General features: G+C 63.5%; 5 protein-coding genes. 4 read left to right on the top strand and 1 reads right to left on the bottom strand.

Features of this window, described 5'->3' with window-relative positions:
* Positions 1 to 104 precede the first annotated feature (104 nt).
* Positions 105 to 10,709, bottom strand: coding sequence for a peroxidase family protein (locus JQX08_RS15410; RefSeq protein WP_205349279.1), 10,605 nt, complete (start codon positions 10,707 to 10,709; stop codon positions 105 to 107).
* A gap of 699 nt (positions 10,710 to 11,408) precedes the next feature.
* Here JQX08_RS15410 and JQX08_RS15415 point away from each other — a divergent pair.
* The 4 genes from JQX08_RS15415 (at position 11,409) to JQX08_RS15430 (ending at position 17,670) form a co-directional block, all read left to right on the top strand.
* Positions 11,409 to 13,145: a type I secretion system permease/ATPase gene (locus tag JQX08_RS15415; RefSeq protein WP_205349280.1), complete on the top strand. Its 1,737-nt coding sequence runs from the start codon at positions 11,409 to 11,411 to the stop codon at positions 13,143 to 13,145.
* 6 nt (positions 13,146 to 13,151) lie between these two features.
* The gene (locus JQX08_RS15420; protein WP_205349281.1) at positions 13,152 to 14,492 is read left to right on the top strand and encodes an HlyD family type I secretion periplasmic adaptor subunit; all 1,341 of its coding nucleotides are present in this window, start codon (positions 13,152 to 13,154) and stop codon (positions 14,490 to 14,492) included.
* A gap of 1 nt (position 14,493) precedes the next feature.
* Positions 14,494 to 15,819, top strand: a complete 1,326-nt coding sequence (locus tag JQX08_RS15425; RefSeq protein WP_205349282.1) for a TolC family outer membrane protein — start codon at positions 14,494 to 14,496, stop codon at positions 15,817 to 15,819.
* A gap of 219 nt (positions 15,820 to 16,038) precedes the next feature.
* A complete protein-coding gene (locus JQX08_RS15430; RefSeq protein WP_430472542.1) occupies positions 16,039 to 17,670 on the top strand; it encodes a phosphoethanolamine transferase in 1,632 nt (543 codons plus the stop codon).
* Positions 17,671 to 17,741 lie beyond the last annotated feature (71 nt).

Below are 17,741 nucleotides of genomic sequence, written 5' to 3' on the forward strand. Positions count from 1 at the left end.
CCGTAGCGCCGGCCGGCGCCGTCTGCCGCCAAATAAAAAAAGGGAGGGCATCCATTGCCCTCCCTTCCGCTGTCCACAAACCCTGCGACAGTACTTCCAGTACCTCAGGTGGCCAAGATGAAGTCTGTGGCAGTGACGGTCGTATGGTCGGCCACGCCAACCAGGCGGATGGAGTCAGCTCCTCCGAAGCTGACCAAGGTATCCGCGCCGGCATCGGCGACGGTGACGCTGCCGGCAAAGGTCGCAGCAGTGATGTTGAACGCGGAAATATTCAACCGGTCCTGGCCTCCTGCCGCGTTAGCGTCGAAGCCGATGATTGTGTCGGTACCGAAGCCGGCGCTGAACACGAAGATGTCGTTGCCACTGCTGGCGACCATCGTGTCGTTGCCTGCTCCACCGGTGACGGTATCGTTGCCGGTACCGCCGTCGATGAAGTCTGCATCCGCACCACCATCTATGACGTCGTCACCTGCACCGCCGAGCAAGGTGTCCGTACCTGCTCCGCCCTGCAGCACGTCGTTGCCGGTGCCACCGTCCAGGCTGTCGTTGCCGATACCGCCGACCAGCGTGTCGGTGCCAGCCCCACCATTCAGGGCATCGTCGCCGTCACCACCGTCGAGGGTGTCGTTACCACCGTCGCCATTCAGGGTGTCGTTACCCAGACCACCTGCCAGCTGGTCGTTACCGGCACCACCGTTGAGGGTGTCGTTACCGCCGTTGCCGCCCAGGGTGTCGTTGCCGCCACCGCCGTTCAGGGTGTCATTGCCGCCAGCGCCCTGCATGTTGTTATCCAGGCCGTTGCCGTTGATTACCCCTGCGCCGCTGATCTGCACGTAGTTCTCGACGTTGCCGCCCAGGTTGTAGGTCAGCAGCGACGACCGCACGGTATCCGTGCCGCCACCCGCCGCTTCGACAACCACATCCGACGCCGTGTCGATGGTGTAGGTGTCGTTGCCGGCACCGCCCACCAAACGGTCGACGCCTGCGCCGCCGTCGAGGCTGTCGTTGCCTGCACCACCAGTGATGGTGTTGGCCAGGGCGTTACCAGTACCGGTGAAGTCGCCGGCTCCGGTAAAGGTCAGGTTCTCGACGTTGGCACCCAGCAGGTAGCTCGCCAGGGTGGTTTGTACGGTGTCGGTACCGGCGTTGAGGGCCTCAGTGACGGAGTCACCGAGGTTGTCCACCACGTAGGTGTCGTTGCCGCCGCCGCCGACCATCACGTCGGCGCCAAGGCCGCCATTGAGGGTGTCGTTGCCGTCTTCACCGAGCAGGGTGTCGTTGTCGTCACCACCGTTCAGCGTGTCGTTACCGGTACCGCCGAACAGCTGATCGAGACCGGCCAGACCGTTGAGGGTGTCGCCACCGCCCAGCCCCATCAGGACATCATTGCCTGCACCACCGTTGAGCGTGTTGGCGGCGTTGGTGCCAGTCACGACCAAACCGGTAACCGCCGTGACTGCTGCGGTGGCCGCGGAGGTCACCTGCTCTGCCTGGCCAAAGCCGTCGGTGTAGCGGACGATTACCCGCAGCTGCAGGTTGGTCTGCAGCGCACCCGGCGTGTAGGTCGCGTTGGTCGCGCCAGCGATGTCAGTGAACGAGCTGCCAATGCCTTGTTGCCACTGGAAGCTGAAGGTTCCCAGCCCATCCAGATCGCCAATTCCATTGGTAAGCGCAGTCAGCAGCTGCCCCTGCTCCGGTGTGGTGTCGCTGACGACCGGTGCGCCGGTAGCTGCGTCGTTAAGGTTGGCAACCGGGCCGACGAACGCCGACTCGATGCTTTCCACGGTGCCGAAGTCATCTTCATAGCTGACCACCACGCGGATCTGCTGACCGACCTGGGCCTGCGTCAGCGTCAGCGTGCTCGCGGTGGCGCCAGCGATGTTGACGAAACCAGCGCCGCTGTTGGCTTGCCACTGGTAGCTGAACACTGCACCGGCCAAGCCATCGGCATCGACGATAGTCGACGGGTCGGCGGTCAGCACCTGGTTCTGCGTGGCGACGCCGCTAATGGTCGGGGCCTCGCTCGGCGCCGAGTTCGGCGCCGAGAACACGGTTTCCAACGTACCGTTCTGGTCGCGGTAAATCGCCATGACTCGCAGGTTCAGCCCGGCGACATCGTCAGTGACCGTGAAGGTCTGCCCGGTTGCCCGAGCTGCTTCGCCACCCACCGGCTCGACGATGATGTCGGTGAACACGCCATCGCCGAGCAGATCGACCTGCCAGAAGTACGACACCGGACCGGTGATCGCCCCACCCGAAGCGACGTTGTCAGGGTCCACCACCGCAACGTTAGTGACGCGCAACAGCTGACCTACGGTCGGCGTGTCATCCCGTTCGCCGGTGGCGGCGTCGAGGATCACCAGGGAGCCTTCCGGCCCTTGGTTGCCCTCGTCGTTCAGCACCACCTGCATGTCCGAGAACTGCAGACGTTCGATGCTGCTCAGGGTGTCGGTGCCGTCGCGTCCAGCCACCGAGTCGATGACCCGATAGATGTCGTCGGCGATATCCGCGGTACCACGATCATCGAACAACTGGATGTCGTAGTCGACGCGCACCCCGGTGAACCGCGCGGTGTCGTAGGAGTTGCCGTTATCGTTGAGCAGTTCGCGCACGATGCGCAGCTGCGTCGGGTTGTACACGCCGTTGACCATCAGCGGCACCAGCGGCTCCATGCTGTTGTAGCTGGCGATTTCGATGTCCGGGTTGGTCGCCGAGCGCACGCTGATGCGCACGTTCAGTTCGCGATCACCATCGATCAGGTCGTCACCGCCGCGACCTTCAATCAGGTCGCTGCCGCCAGCACCAAGGATGATGTTGCCGGCGCCGAAGGAGTCGACCGGGCCACCCAGCATGGTGTCGAGGAACTCCTGCATGCCGGTGATCAGGTCGATACCGGCACTGTTCATCACGCTGCCATGCACACCGGCAGTGGCGATAACCCCAGCGTCCGCATCGTCACCCTGGAGGATGTCGCTGTGCTGCGAGCCCGACAGACCTTCCACCGTTTCGAAGCGTGCCAGCACCGAGGCAGTGGACGGGGTGATTGGCGTTTCGTCGAAGGCGCGAATGCTGAAGTCGACAAGAACACCATACGGGTCATCGCGGAATGCCGCCCAGTCGAAGCCCGACATCCCGACATAGCGATCACCTTCACCGCCGTTACCCATCATGATGTCGTCGCCACCCTCGCCGTCCATCCGGTCGATGATGCCGAACTCGCCGATGAACACGTCGTGCCCAACGATCGGGTCATTGCCGAAGGAGTCGAAGTTGTCGCCGGCTGCGCCGTCGGCCATCCCGTGTTCGATCCAGTCGTCGCCTTCGTTACCGAAGGTCATTTCGTTGGCCCGTGCAGCGAGGATGAAGTCGTTGCCGGTACCGCCGAAGATCTCCGACTCGTCTTCGATCTTGACGATGAAGTCGCTGCCGAAGCCGCCGAGGATCAGGTCGATACCGTTACCACCGTGAATGACGTCGTTGCCTTCACCACCCTGGATGTTGTCCTCGCCTCCCTTGTCCGTGAGGATGTCGTCGCCGGCACCACCGAACAGGAAGTCGTTGCCGTCGCCGCCCTCCAGGACGTCATCGCCGGCATCACCGTACAGGGTGTCATCGCCCAGGCTGGAGATGATGGTGTCGTCCGCGGAGGTACCGCCGAGCAGAACGTGCTCATCGCCGTTGTAGCGCAGGAAGTTGGTCCCACGCTCGACCAGTGGCCGCAGCGCGCCGGGTTCGGCGACCGGATCGGCACTGCCCAGGCCATCGTTCAGCTGCTTGGTCTGGTCGACTTCGAGAATCAGCCCCGGAGTCGAGAACACGTCGCCCGGCAAGTGCGTGGCATCGGTGTTGGCCATGATCAGTTTGGCGAACGAGTTGTTCTCCAGTTCGGTGAGGAAGTTCAGGCCAGCGGTGCGCTCCAGGTAGTAGAAGCGGTCGCCGTCCTGCAGTTTCTCCATCTGGTTCTCGAACACGAAGTTGAAGGTCGAGCCCAGCAAGCCACCGAACGGCATCTGCTTCTCGGCCAGACCGCCGATCCACAGGTCGATGTTGTCGACACCGGTGGTGGTCACCCCGTTCTGCATGGCATAGCTGCCGGTGCTGTTGAGGAAGGCCAGACGATCGACGTCATTCGCGGTGAACGTCCGCTCCTGGTCGGTCCCCGAGTTGAGCACCGCACTGCCACCGAACAGCAGCGCAAAGGCTACCGCACGCCGCTCGGCCAAGGTGTTCACGTCGGCTGCGGTTAGTGCGGCGTGCGTCCCGTAGGCGGCGATGAAGTTCAGCAGCGATTCCGGGTGTTTCATGCTCATCGCGTAGTCGACCCAACTGGTGTACGGCTTCAGTTGGGTGTCGCCGGTCATCTCAAAGAACTCGCGACGCGCGACGTTGAGCGATGGCACACCGGTGTCGCGACCGCGCGCCAGGTTGATGGTCGCCAGATCGAGCGGCAGACCGAGCAGGTTGTTGCGCAGCGCCTCGGTGACGAACTCGTCGATCTCGTTGCCGAGCTGACGGGTCATCCCGCGGACAATGGCACCGGCGGCTTCATCGGCCGTTACGTGGATGAACTCCTCATTGCCTGGGCCGGCCGGCAGCAGCGGATCGAAATCCGGATTGCGCAGCTGATTGAACGCCAGCGGATTGAGGAACGCCTCGATCAGGCCCATTTCGCTCGACACGAACTCGGGATTCAGACGATCCACGGTTTCGGTCAGCATCGAGTGGCCGAAGCGGTAAACCACGTGGGCGAACTCCGCGACGATGGCCGGGTTGATGTCGGTGTCGTACACCTGGGTCGGCGCGAAGAACAGGTCGACCTGTGGCTGGATCTTGCGAGCGAACTCCTCGAAGACCAGGTGCTGGTACTGCATCTCGGTGGAGAAGCGCGCGGCCTGGAACAGCCGGGTGCCGTCCCAATCTGTGGCCTGCACACCATCGGAGAGGTCGGCGCCTTCGCGCATCCACTGCGCAATGAACGCTGCATCGCCGGTCGCCAGGACCACTTGCTGGATGTGCGCAACCATGCGGTTGTGCTCAGAGTGGAAGATATGGTGCACGGCAGTCAGACCGATGTTCTCGTTGCCGCGCCCGTCGCCGGTGATGAAGTGGGCATCCAGCAGTTCGTTGTCGTACTGGGTGTTCTGCCCTTGTGCATTGACCGGTACCGGATTGCCGGCAATGTTGTCGGCATCCGGCTGCAGGACTCCGCCGACGATGACCGGCGCCGCGGTGTGCGCGATGTCGTCGAGGAAGGCGTGACCAGTGCGGCCCGCCAAGCTGGCATCGATGGCAGCCGCCGCCGTACCGGACTGCAAACCGGATTGAGTAACAATCTGCGGGAAGCCTCCCGGACCTGGGATGAAGTTGCCGTACGGGTCCGTTGCCAGCAGCGGCAGGTTCAGCAGGTCGGCATCATCCAGAGAAATGCGCAGGATGTTCAGCGCTTGCGCCTTCACATCCGCCCAGGTCGGCAAGCCACCGTCACTGCCATTCAGCAGACGCCCGGTATCCATCGGCACGCCATCGACCAGCACGTACTCGCGCAGGAACACCTGGTGCGACGGGTGCGAGGTGTAGGTCTGGTTCTGGTCGATGAACGGCGTGGTCTGGTTGTTGTGGAAGTGCACGTCGTCAGCGGTGCCAAACTGACCATCCGTACCGGCCTGAATCGCAATGTTGCTGGCACGGGTCAGCACCATGAAGCGCTGGGCAGCCGGCAAGTCGTCAGCCCCTTCGTCGACACCCACAGTGTCCGGATCATCGCCGATGATGCCGTCCGCGCCGCCGATCAGCGGATCGTCCGCCTCCAGCGGGATGTAGACAGTACCGTGACCGCCGCCCTTGTTGACCAGGTCGAGACCGTGGTCGAAGAACTGACCGAACAGCGTGAACCATGAGTTGAAGCCCGCCGACAGACCTTCGTCCGGCGCGGTGTTGGGCACGAACAGCGGTTGGCCGGCTGGGATGATATTGCCCTCCAGATCGAGCAACCGGCCGTCCGGGTCCAGGGTACCGAGCCCTGCGGCGACGTACGCCTGCACCACGGCCGGGTTGCTGATGGTCTGGTCGACGATCAGGTTGGAAATGATCCGTGGGTCGGCATCCGCCACGCTGGTGGTGACACGCGTATCGCCAACGCCATCGCCATTCGTATCGATCAGGCGCACCGCGGCGTAGTTGTTGTTGGTGACGGCCGGCCCCGGACCAGGTCCATCGAAATCGATCTGATCACCGTCGTTGTCGTTGCGGAACACCTGATCGAGCAGCAGCGGGAACGGATTGTCGGCGGCGCCGAACTGATCCTGATCGCGAACCAGGTTGTTGAGCGAGCCATCCACCGTGCGCAGACCGAAGGCCAGCCGCGAGTTCGGGATGATGTCCAGCAGGTCCTCGCCGCCAGCATGCCGCTCGGCAATCTTGATCTGGTCGAGAATGAACTGCAGGTCGGCACGGATCAGGTGCAGGCCGCCGTTGATGGGCTCGACCTCCGCTTCAGGCACCTGCACCACCGGGGCTGGCGGCACAACGGTTCCCGAAACTGCATCGGTGGCTGCGGAGAAGGCGTTCTCCAGTACGCCGTCATCATCCAGATAGACCGCCCGCACGCGCAGCTCCAGGCCCTGCAGGCCGGCTGTGACGGTGAAGCTCGCGCGGTTGGCGGTTTCCGGTACATCGCCGCCTTCGGTGACGATGTCCTGGAAGACGCCGGACCCAGCAACCGTTTCCGCCTGCCAGATGTAACTGATCGTCCGTCCGGTAATCGCACCGGCACCGCCGTTGTCAGCGTCGCTCACGTTGCCGGGAGTCGCGCGCAGCACCTGGCCAATCTGCGGATCGTTGTTACCAATCGGATTGCCGTTCTGATCGACGATCAGCAGCTGGCCGGTGGCCATGGAGTTACCGGTGTTGACGAGCTGGACGCCCTCATCGTTGAACTGCAGACGTTCCACGCCAATCAGGATATCGGTGCCATCGTCTCCGACGTTGTCGGTGACCTGGACCCGGCCGCCGGCCAGTTGAGTGACGGTGTAATCGTCACGCAGGCCCGAGAACACGGCGGTATCAACATTGCTTTCACCAGTGCGCAAGACCCGCTCGATGCTCAGTTGACCCGGGCGAATTTCACCCGAGAGCATGTAGGGCACCAACTCGGTCATGCTCGCCACACTGCTGATGGTTGGATGCCCGTCGACGCGGATACGCACGTCGAGCCAGCGTTCGCCATCGATCAGGTCATCACCACCGCGACCTTCCAGGATGTCGCTGCCGGCGCCACCGAGCAGGATGTTGCCGCCGTCGAAGGTGGTGACGTTGCCGCCGAGCATCTGGTTGAGGAACTGCTGCAGCCCGGTAATCAGGTTGATGCCTTCCTGGGTCAGGACGCTACCAGTGGCCCCACCGTGGTTGACGATGGTCACGGAGTCGACATTGTCGCCGCGCAGAATGTCGCTGTGCGACGAGCCGGAAAGCCCTTCCACTTCGGCGAAGCGGTCCAGAATACCGGCGTTGGAGGCCGGTACCGGCGGTTCGAACAGGTCATCGACCAGCAAGTCGACGGACACACCTCGGGTGTCGTTCTTGTAGGTCGCCCAGTCATAGCCGGACATGCCGTCGAAGTGGTCGGAGCCTTCGGAGCCGACCATGATGTCGTCACCGCCCTCGCCGATCACTTCATCGAAGCCGCCACCACCGACGAATACGTCATGGCCAATGACCGCGTCAGTCGCGAACGGGTCGAAGTTGTCGCCGGGCGCGCCGTCCTGGGTACCGATCTCGATCCAGTCGTCACCCTCGTTACCAGCGGTCTGGATGTTGGTCTTGGCGCCGAGGATGAAGTCGTTGCCGGTGCCGCCGAAGGTCTCGGAAATGTCTTCACCAGTGATGATGAAGTCACTGCCAGCGCCGCCGAGGATCAGGTTGCCGCCGTTGCCGCCGCTGATCACGTCGTTGCCGTCGTTACCCTTCAGGGTGTCATCACCCCCCCAGTCGGTGATGATGTCGTCGCCGGCACCACCTTCGATGGTGTCATTGCCGTCGCCGCCTTCCAGGCGGTCGTCGCCGGCGTCGCCCCACAGGGTGTCGTCACCGATGCTGGCGATCAGGATGTCGTTGCCGTCGGTCCCCCCCAGCACCACGTGCTCGTCACCGGTGTAGCGCAGGTAGGTATCCGCAGCCGGCCCTTGGGTCGGCGGGTTCGCATCGACGCGGATCACCAACGGCACCAGCGCATTGGGGTCCTCCGAGAGCGGATCGAGCGCGCCGAGGTCGCCGTTGAACTGCCGCGACTGATCGGCTTCAAGGATCAAGCCCGGCGTGGAGAAGATGTCCGCCGGCAGGTGGAGGACGTCGGTATGTTCCATCACCAGCTTGGCGAACGAGTTGTTCTCCATCTCGGTGAGGAAGTTCAGGCCGGCCAGCCGCGACAGGTAGTAGAAGCGGTCGCCGTTCTGCAGCGCCTCCATCTGCGTCTCGAAGACGAAGTTGAAGGTCGAGCCGAGCATGCCGCCGAACGGCATGATTTTCTCGGCCAGGCCACCGATCCACAGGTCGACGTTGTTGAGACCACCCAGGGTGCCGCCGGCGTAGATGCCGGTAGCATTCAGGAAGTCCAGGCGGTCGGCAGGCGCATCAGCGCCACCAAACACCAGGGCAAACGCCGCATCACGCCGTTGCTCCAGCGTCCCGGTAATGGACCCGTGCGTGCCATAGGCCGCGATGAAGTTGACCAGCGACAGCGGGTGCTTGAGGTTGTTAAGGAAGTCATTCCAGCTGACATACGCCTTCAGCTGGCTATCCCCGGTCATCTCGAAGAACTCGGCGCGCGCCGCGTTCAAGGTCGGCACACCGGCATCACGCCCACGGGCGATGTTGATGGTCGCCAAGTCGAGCGGCAAGCCGAGCAGGTTGTTGCGCAGCACGTCGGTAACGAACTCGTCGATCTCGTTGCCCAACTGCCGGGTGGTGCCGCGCACGATGGCGCCGGCCGCCTGCTCAGGGGTCAGACCGCTGGCGGCGAACTCCAGGGGATTGAGGAACGCTTCAAGCAGACCGATCTCGCTGGAGGCGAAGTTCGGATCGAGGCGATCGACCGTATCCAGCAGCATCGAGTGACCGAAGCGATACACCGTGTGAGCGAACTCAGCGACGATCGACGGGTCGATGGTGCTATCGAAGCCATTGGGCGCCAGGAACACGTCGATCGCCGGCTGCACCTTGCGGGCGAACTCTTCGAACACCAGGTGCTGGTACTGCATCTCGGTGCCGAACTTGGCAGCCTGGAACAGACGCTCGCCGTTCCAGACCAGCGTCGCTGGATCCGGCAGTGGTGCGTTGACATCAAGCTGGTGCGCGGCATCCAGCCAGGCGTTGAGGAAGCTAATGTCCCCATCGGCGGCAGCCTGCAGCACCACGCTCTTGGTCTGTTCGACCAGACGATTGTGTTCGGCATGGAACACGTGGTGTACCGCAGTCAGCACGATGTTTTCGTTGGTCCGCCCGTCACCGGCGATGTAGTGGGCTTCGAGCAGCTCGTTGTCGTAGGTCGTCGGATCGCCGTCGTCGCCGTCCGCGGTAGTGTCGGTATCCGGCGTAAGCGGCGTCGGCGCAGTACCTGGATTGCCATCGGCATCGCCAATCGGGTTGGCCTCATGGGCGATATCGTCGAGGAACGCATGTCCCGTGGACAGCGCCAAGGACGCGCTCAGCGGGGTGGTCAGGTTGGTTTCCTGCAGGGTGTTTGGCCCGGTGACCAGTTGCGGGAAACCGTTGTCGCCAGGCAGGAAATTACCGTACGCATCGGTCGCCAGCAGCGGCACGCGAAACGCGTCGAGATCGCTCAGTTCAATACCGAGCATTTCCCGCGCCTGGTCCTTCACGTCGCCCCAAGTGGCCATGCCACCGTCCGCGTGGGAGATCAGGTTGCCCGTCGCCACCGGACGGCCGTTCTCATCCAGCACATATTCGCGCAGGAACACCTGGTGCGAGGGGTGCGACGAGTAGGTCTGGTTCTGGTCAACGAACGGGGTGGTCAGGTTGACGTTGCCGGTCACGTCGTCAGGAGTGCCAAGCTGACCGTCAGCCCCAGGCAGTGTGGTGACGGTGGCACGCGACACGATCATGAAGTTGGTCTGGCCGCCCTCCACGTACAGCGGGTCGCCAGGTTGCAGCGGGATGAAGATGGTGCCGCTGTTGCCCTTCTCGACCAGGTCAAGACCATGGTCGAAGAACTGCCCGAAGAAGGTGAACCAGGCGTTGAAACCGGCGGACAGACCTTCGTCTGGCGCGGTGTTGGGCAGCGCCAGGGTTTGTCCGGCGGGAATCACGTTGCCGCTCAAATCGACCAGTTGCCCATCCCCGTTCAGCACGCCGAAGCCCGCATCGATGTATGCCTGCACCGCTGCGGGGTTGGAGATGGTCTGGTCAACGATCAGATTGGAAATCTGTCGCGGCGTCGCATCGACGACATTGGCGCCAGGGGTGTAGCCGGGTCGGTACACCGGATCGACCAGGCTGGGGAACAGCACGTCCGCCGCGCCGAAATCTCCTTGCCCCGGCTGGACGTGGTTGTTGGAACCATCGACGGTGCGCAGGCCCCATGGGACTTGCGCGTTAGGCAGTAATTCAGAGAGCGGCGTCCCGGTGGCATTCGCTTCAGCAATGAAGATCTGCTTGAGGATGAATTCCAGGTCCGATTTGATGAAATTGGCCATTTTCGTATTCCCTCGATGATCAATCTGGGGAAAGGCGAGGAACGACAAAATCCTGCCCACGCCCAGTCAGGCGCTGGCTTGCGCAACAGTTGGTTCAGCCGTCGAGCGAGAAGAACAGGCGCGGGTTAGGCAAAGCCACTACCCGGCACGCGGGATGCGCGCGCCTGACATTCGCGGGATTGGTTATCGCCGGCAGGGCGATTCAGCAGAGCGCTTCAGGCCGGTGGCGGGCCGTGAAACCTCGTGGCAAAGGCGTACTTCCTGGATCGCCCCTTCACTCTGCAAAAGAACGAAGTGATCGACATGTTTTGCTCCCTGAGACAAAACGCCTCGCCTTACCGTGCCAAATCGATGACAGGCGATGGGTGGGCGGTCTCCTGATAAGACTAAAGTCCTATCGCAAAAAACTGTCAAGATTGCGTCACCAAATACGACGAGCGGCTTTAAATAGGTCAATCCGCTGTTTTTAAAAGGCTTTTCTAATCGAGTTTTCGCCGCCATAGAGCGAAATGTTCTCCAACCTGTATCGCCAGCGTGACAAACCTCACTTACACTGCTGCCTGAGGGAGCCTGCTCAGCCTTCGGACGTCTCATCAAAAGAGCCGCCGCGCTGCGTGCCGCTTAGCTGCCCTCGAAAATGCATCTGCTGCCCGCTGGCTTGCCCTTGGCAAACGGCCTCTTCGGATATGGATGACCACAATGGACAAGCAGTCGAATACGCGGTCCGAACTTACCGATACCTTGTATCGCCTACGCCGGACGTTCTACTCGTTGGCGGCTTTCAGTGGCGTCATCAACATCCTCATGCTGACACCGGCTGTGTACATGCTGCAGGTCTACGACCGCGCATTGGTCAGCCGCAACGTCACGACCCTGACGATGCTGACGATTCTGGTGATCGGCCTGTTCCTGCTGATGTCGCTTCTGGAGATGCTGCGTTCGCGCGTGCTGATCCGGGTTGGCAACCGCCTCGACATGGATCTCAACCGACGGGTATTCACCGCCGCGTTCGAGCGCAATCTGAGCCGCTCCGGCGGTAACCCGGCGCAGGCGCTGCAGGACCTGTCCCAGGTCCGCCAGTTCCTCACCGGCAACGGGCTGTTCGCCTTCTTCGATGCGCCGTGGACACCGATCTACCTGCTGGTCGCCTATCTGATTCACCCGCTGCTGGGCTTGGTCACCCTGATCGGCTCGCTGATCCTGGTGGCGCTCGCCTACCTCACCGAGCGGGTCACCCAGAAACCATTGGCCGAAGCCAACCAGGCCGCCATCGCCTCAGGCACCTACGCCAACAACAACCTGCGCAACGCCGAAGTGATCGAAGCCATGGGCATGCTCCCGGCGATCGGCAAGCGCTGGTACCAGAGCCACCTGCGCATCCTGGAAATGCAGACCCTCGCCTCCGACCGCGCAGCCTCCATCAGCAGCACCAGTCGCTTCGTGCGCATCACCCTGCAATCGCTGATCCTCGGTGCCGGCGCGCTGCTGGCCATCGAAGGCAAGATCACCCCCGGTATGATGATCGCCTGCTCGATCCTCACTGGTCGCGCCCTGGCACCAGTGGAGCAAGTGATCGCCTCTTGGAAGCAGCTGCTGGGCTGCCGCACCTCCTGGGCTCGGCTGAATGACATGCTGCAGGAGTATCCGCGGCGGCCGCCGAGCATGTCGCTGGAACGGCCGCTGGGCATGCTCTCGGTGGAGAACGCCTTCGCCGGGGCACCGGGCACCGACATCACCATCCTGCGCGGCGTGAGCTTCAACATCGCGCCGGGGGAAAGCCTCGGGATCATCGGCCCGTCGGCGTCGGGGAAGTCCACCCTGGCCCGGCTGCTGGTCGGCGTCTGGCCGACCCACGGCGGCAAGGTGCGCCTCGACGGCGCCGATGTCTTTACCTGGAACAAGGGCGAGCTCGGCCCCTGGCTCGGCTACCTGCCGCAGGACGTCGAACTGTTCGAAGGCAGCATCGCCGAGAACATCGCCCGCTTCGGTGAGATCGACAGCGAGGCGGTGATTCGCGCGGCGAAGCAGGCAGGCGTGCACGAAATGATCCTGCACTTTCCGCACGGCTACGACACACGCCTGGGGGTCGATGGCAGCCCGCTGTCCGGCGGCCAGAAGCAGCGCATCGCCCTCGCCCGGGCCATGTACGGCGATCCCGCGCTGATCGTGCTGGATGAGCCGAACGCCAACCTCGACGACGTCGGCGAGAAAGCCCTGGTCGACGCCTTGAGCGAGCTCAAATCCCGCGGAGCCACGGTGGTGCTGATCTCCCACCGCCCGAACGTACTCGGCACCGTCGACAAGGTGCTGATGCTGCGCGACGGCAGTGTGCAGATGTTCGGCTCCCGCGAAGAAATTTTCACCGCCTTGCGCAAGGCCAGCGTGCTCTCCACCGGCACCCCGCCGCCGCTGGCCTCCGTCAAAGTACGGGAGTGACAGGTCATGCAAATGAGCCAAAGCACCGACATGATCCTCGCCAACCCACAGAACACAGTGGATCTGGATGTCGGCAAACCCGCCCGCTGGGGCATCTGGCTGATCCTCGCCGGCTTCGGCGGTTTTCTCATGTGGTCGTGGGTGGCGCCGCTGGACGCCGGGGTGGTCGCCACCGGCACGGTGAAGGTCACCAGCAACCGCAAGGCGGTGCAGCACCTCACCGGCGGCACGGTGGAGGCGATTCTGGTGCGCGAAGGCGACGTGGTGAAGAAAGGCCAGGAGCTGGTGCGCCTGGACTCGCTGCGCGCCATCGCCGAACAAGGCGCGGTAAGCGCCCAGTACATCGTCAGCAAGACCGTGGAAGACCGCCTGGAAGCCGAGCGTGACAACCGCGACACGGTGTCCTTCGATCCCGACCTGCTGACCCGTTTCCCCAACGACGCGCGCCTGCGCGACGCGATGGACCTGCAGCAGCGCCTGCTCGACACCCGCCGCGCCGGGCTGGCTGGCGAGATCAGCATCCTGCAGGAAAACCTCGCGGCGTCGGCCGTGCAGCTCAAGGGCTTGCGGCAGGTCTACAGCGCGCGCTCCTCGCAGATCAAGTTCCTCAACGAGGAACTCAAGGGCACCCGCGTGCTCGCCGCCGAAGGCTACGTACCGCGCAATCGCATGCTCGAGCTCGAGCGCAGCAACGCCGACCTCTCCGCCGGGCAAGCCGAGAACCTCAACAACATTGCCCACGTGGCTAGCCAGATCACCGAGATCAAGCTGCGCATCCTGCAACGCCAGCACGACTACCTGAAGGAAGTCGAATCGCAGCTGACCGATGTCGCCAAGGAGTGCACCACCCTGGCTGACCGCCTGCGGGCGCTGGATTACGAGGTGACCCACACCGTCATCCGTTCGCCGATCGACGGCATGGTGCAGGCCCTGGGCATCGCCACCATCGGCGGGGTGATCCAGCCCGGATTCAAGATCATGGAGATCGTGCCGGTCAACGAGCCGCTGCAGGTCGACGCGATGATCCCCGTGCAGGCCATCGACAAGATGGTCCCCGGCCTGGACGTCGACATGGCCTTCCCGGCGTTCAACCACTCGCAGACACCCAACATTCCCGGGCGGGTGAAAACCATCTCCGCCGACCGCCTGGTCGACGAGGAAAGCAAGCAGCCGTTCTACCTGGCCCAGGTGGAGGTGACCGCCGACGGCATGGAGTTGCTTAGCAGCAACCACATTCGCCCCGGCATGCCCGCCACCGTGACCATCAAGACCGGTGAACGCAACCTGATGAGCTACCTGCTCAAACCCATGCTCGATCGCGTCGACAGTGCCTTCAAGGAACAATGAAATGGACCGTCATTGCCTGCTGTTCTGCCTGTTTGGGCTGGCACTGCCAGCCAGTGCCATGGACCTCAAGCAAGCCTGGGACCTGCTGCAGTACCAGGGCCCGATCTACCGCGCCGCGGTGCACGAGAAGGAAGCGGGTGAAGAGAACCGCGCCATCGGCACCGCCGGCCTGCTGCCGCAGATCAACGCCACGGCCTACGAGAACAAGGTCAACGGCACGCAGCGGCAGAACGGCATCGACAACGACCTCGACTACGACGCCAAGGGCGCTGCGGTGCGTCTGCGCCAGCCGTTGTTCAACAAGCAGAAGATGTCCGAATACCGCCAAGGCAAGCAGCGTGCGGACTACAGCGTGGCGGTGTTCGACGCCAAGAGTCAGGACGCCGCGGTGCGCCTGGCCGAGCGCTATTTCGACGTGCTCCTGGCCAGCGAAACCATCACCCTGGCCAAGTCCAAGCTCGATGCCTTCGAAGAACAACTGGCCTCAGCCAATCGACGCCATGAACTGGGCGCCGGGACGATCACCGACATCGACGAGTCGGCGGCCCGTCGCGACCTCGCCGACGCCGAGCTGATCGAGGCGCAGGACAACCTGGTGGTCGCCACGCGCCTGCTCGAGGAGTACATCGGCGAAACGCCCGAGTCGCTGACCACGCTGCGCCCGACCTTCGACACCCCGCCACTGCAGCCCAGCAATCTGCAGGATTGGCTGGTCAAGGCGCAGTCCGACAGCCCGCTGATCCACGCCCGTCGCTATACCCACGACCTCGCCGAAGAAGAGGTCAACCGCGCCAAGGCCGGACACTGGCCGACCCTGGACTTCGTCGCCGGCTACACCGCGGGGGAAAGCGAGACCATTTCCACCCTCGACCAGCGCAACCGTTATGGCTCGATCGGCCTGGAGGTCAACGTGCCGATTTACAGCGGCGGCAGCGTCAGTGCCCTGTCCCGCCAGGCCACCGCCAACCGCGAGAAGGCCTGGGAGGAACTGAACGCCACGCGCCAGGAAGTGATTTCCGGCACCACCCGTGAGTTCCGCGGCATCCAGAGCGGCGCGGCGCGTATTCACGCCTTGGAGCGGGCGGTGGACTCCAACGAAAAATCACTCACCTCGACCCGCAAGAGTTTCGAGAACGGTTTCAGCACCAACTCGGACATCCTCGACGCCGAAGAGCTGCTCTACGGAGCACGGCGCGATCTGTTCGAAGCCAAGGTGCGCTACCTGATGTCACGCCTGCGCCTCGCCTCCTCGGTGGGCAGCCTCGGCGACGATGACATCAACCACGTCAACGACTACCTCGGCCCGGAACTGCTGGTCACCCAGTAACCGCCCATTGCCGCTGGCCCGCACCCCGGGCCAGCCGGCCATCTAGCTCGCAAACGCGCCAACGATTTTTTCATTTTCGCCTGACAATCCCCTCACACGCCGGCCCCTACCCTGCGCTGCACTTTGACCAGTGCGAGAACGGCAGTGAACCAGGCAAACCGGGGTGAGCGTCTCACCGAAAAAGCACCCAAGTGGACCCTCGCCAGCGGCCGTCTCGGCCTGACCCTGGCGGTCGCCCTGTGGCTGATGCTGTGCACCAACTTGCCCTTCTGGCGCACCGTGTGGGACGGCGTCGGTGGCTGGGGCAATGGCAGCCTGCTGTTCCTGCTCAGCCTGCCAGTGTTTGTCACCTTGTGGATCTACGTCCTGCTCAGCCTGCTGGCCTGGGGGCGCTGGACCAAGGCGATCCTCGCCGGAGTGCTGCTGGTGTCGGCGGCGGCCAGCTACTTCATGCACAGCTACGGCATCGTCATCGACTCGAACATGCTCGACAACCTGGTGCAGACCGACAGCGCCGAAGCCACCGAACTGCTGAGCTGGCGCCTGGCCGCCTGGATGCTGGTCCTCGGTGGGCTGCCGGTGCTGCTGCTGAGCCGTGTCCGCGTGCGGCAGCGTTCGTGGAAACGCGAGCTGGCGCTGAAACTTGCCAGCATCTTCGTGGCGCTGGCCTGCCTGGGCGGCATCGCCATGAGCCAGTACCAGCCATTCGCCTCGCTGGTGCGCAATCACCGGGAAATCCGCCTGATGCTGGTGCCATCCAACCTGGTTGGCGCGCTCAATGGCTACCTCAGGGAGAAGCTGCACAAACCGCACCCGCTGGTGGTGGTCGGTGCCGACGCCCATCGCCTGCTGCCGGCCGGCGCCGCCGCCAAGCCGAAGCTGACCATCCTGGTGGTCGGCGAAACCGCGCGCGCGGAAAACTACGGACTCAACGGCTACGCCCGCGACACCAACCCGGAGCTGACCAAAGAGAACGTCATCAGCTTCACCAACGTCAGCTCCTGCGGCACCGCCACGGCGATCTCGGTGCCCTGCATGTTCCTCGACGTCGGCCGCGCCAACTACAACGACTCGCTGTCCGAAGGCCGCGAAGGCCTGCTGGATGTGCTGCAGCGCTCCGGCGTCGCCGTGCAATGGCGTGACAACAACTCCGGCTGCAAGAAGGCCTGCGACCGCGTACCGAGCGTGGACGTTTCGCACCTCAACGACAGCACGGTGTGCCAGGCCGGCGAGTGCCACGACATGGCCCTGCTGTCGGGCCTGCAGGACTACCTCGACACAGTCGACCGCGATGCGGTGGTGGTCCTGCACCTGAAAGGCAGCCACGGCCCGGACTACGCCAAGCGCTACCCGGCCGGCTTCGAGAAGTTCAGCCCGGTGTGCGATACCAACCAGCTCGACCAATGCGCGAGCGAGACCATCGTCAACGCCTACGACAACACCCTGGTCTACACCGACCACGTGCTGGCGCAGACCATCGAACTGCTCAAGCACAATGCCGCGCGCTTCGACACGGCGATGCTGTACATGTCCGATCACGGCGAGTCGCTGGGCGAGCACGGCATCTACCTGCACGGTCTGCCCTACTCGATGGCCCCGGAGCAGCAGAAGCACATCCCGATGATCCTCTGGCTGTCCCCTGGCCTGCAGCAGCACCAGCGCATCACTGCCAGCTGCCTCGAGCGCCAGCGCGACACCCCACTGTCGCATGACAACCTGTTCCACTCGATGCTCGGGCTGATGAACGTGCAGACCTCGGCGTATCGCGCCGATCACGACATCTTCGCGCAGTGCTTCTCACCAAACCTCGCCTCTGCGGCCAAGCCGCTGCCGGACAAGGCGCTGGACTGAGCGAGTGTTCGCGATCTCTCAGCGCCTTGGCAGGCCAATTGACGCCGGAATTTCTGACCCGTCGTCCCGGC

The organism is Zestomonas insulae (assembly GCF_016901015.1).
GTDB classification, from domain to species: domain Bacteria; phylum Pseudomonadota; class Gammaproteobacteria; order Pseudomonadales; family Pseudomonadaceae; genus Aquipseudomonas; species Aquipseudomonas insulae.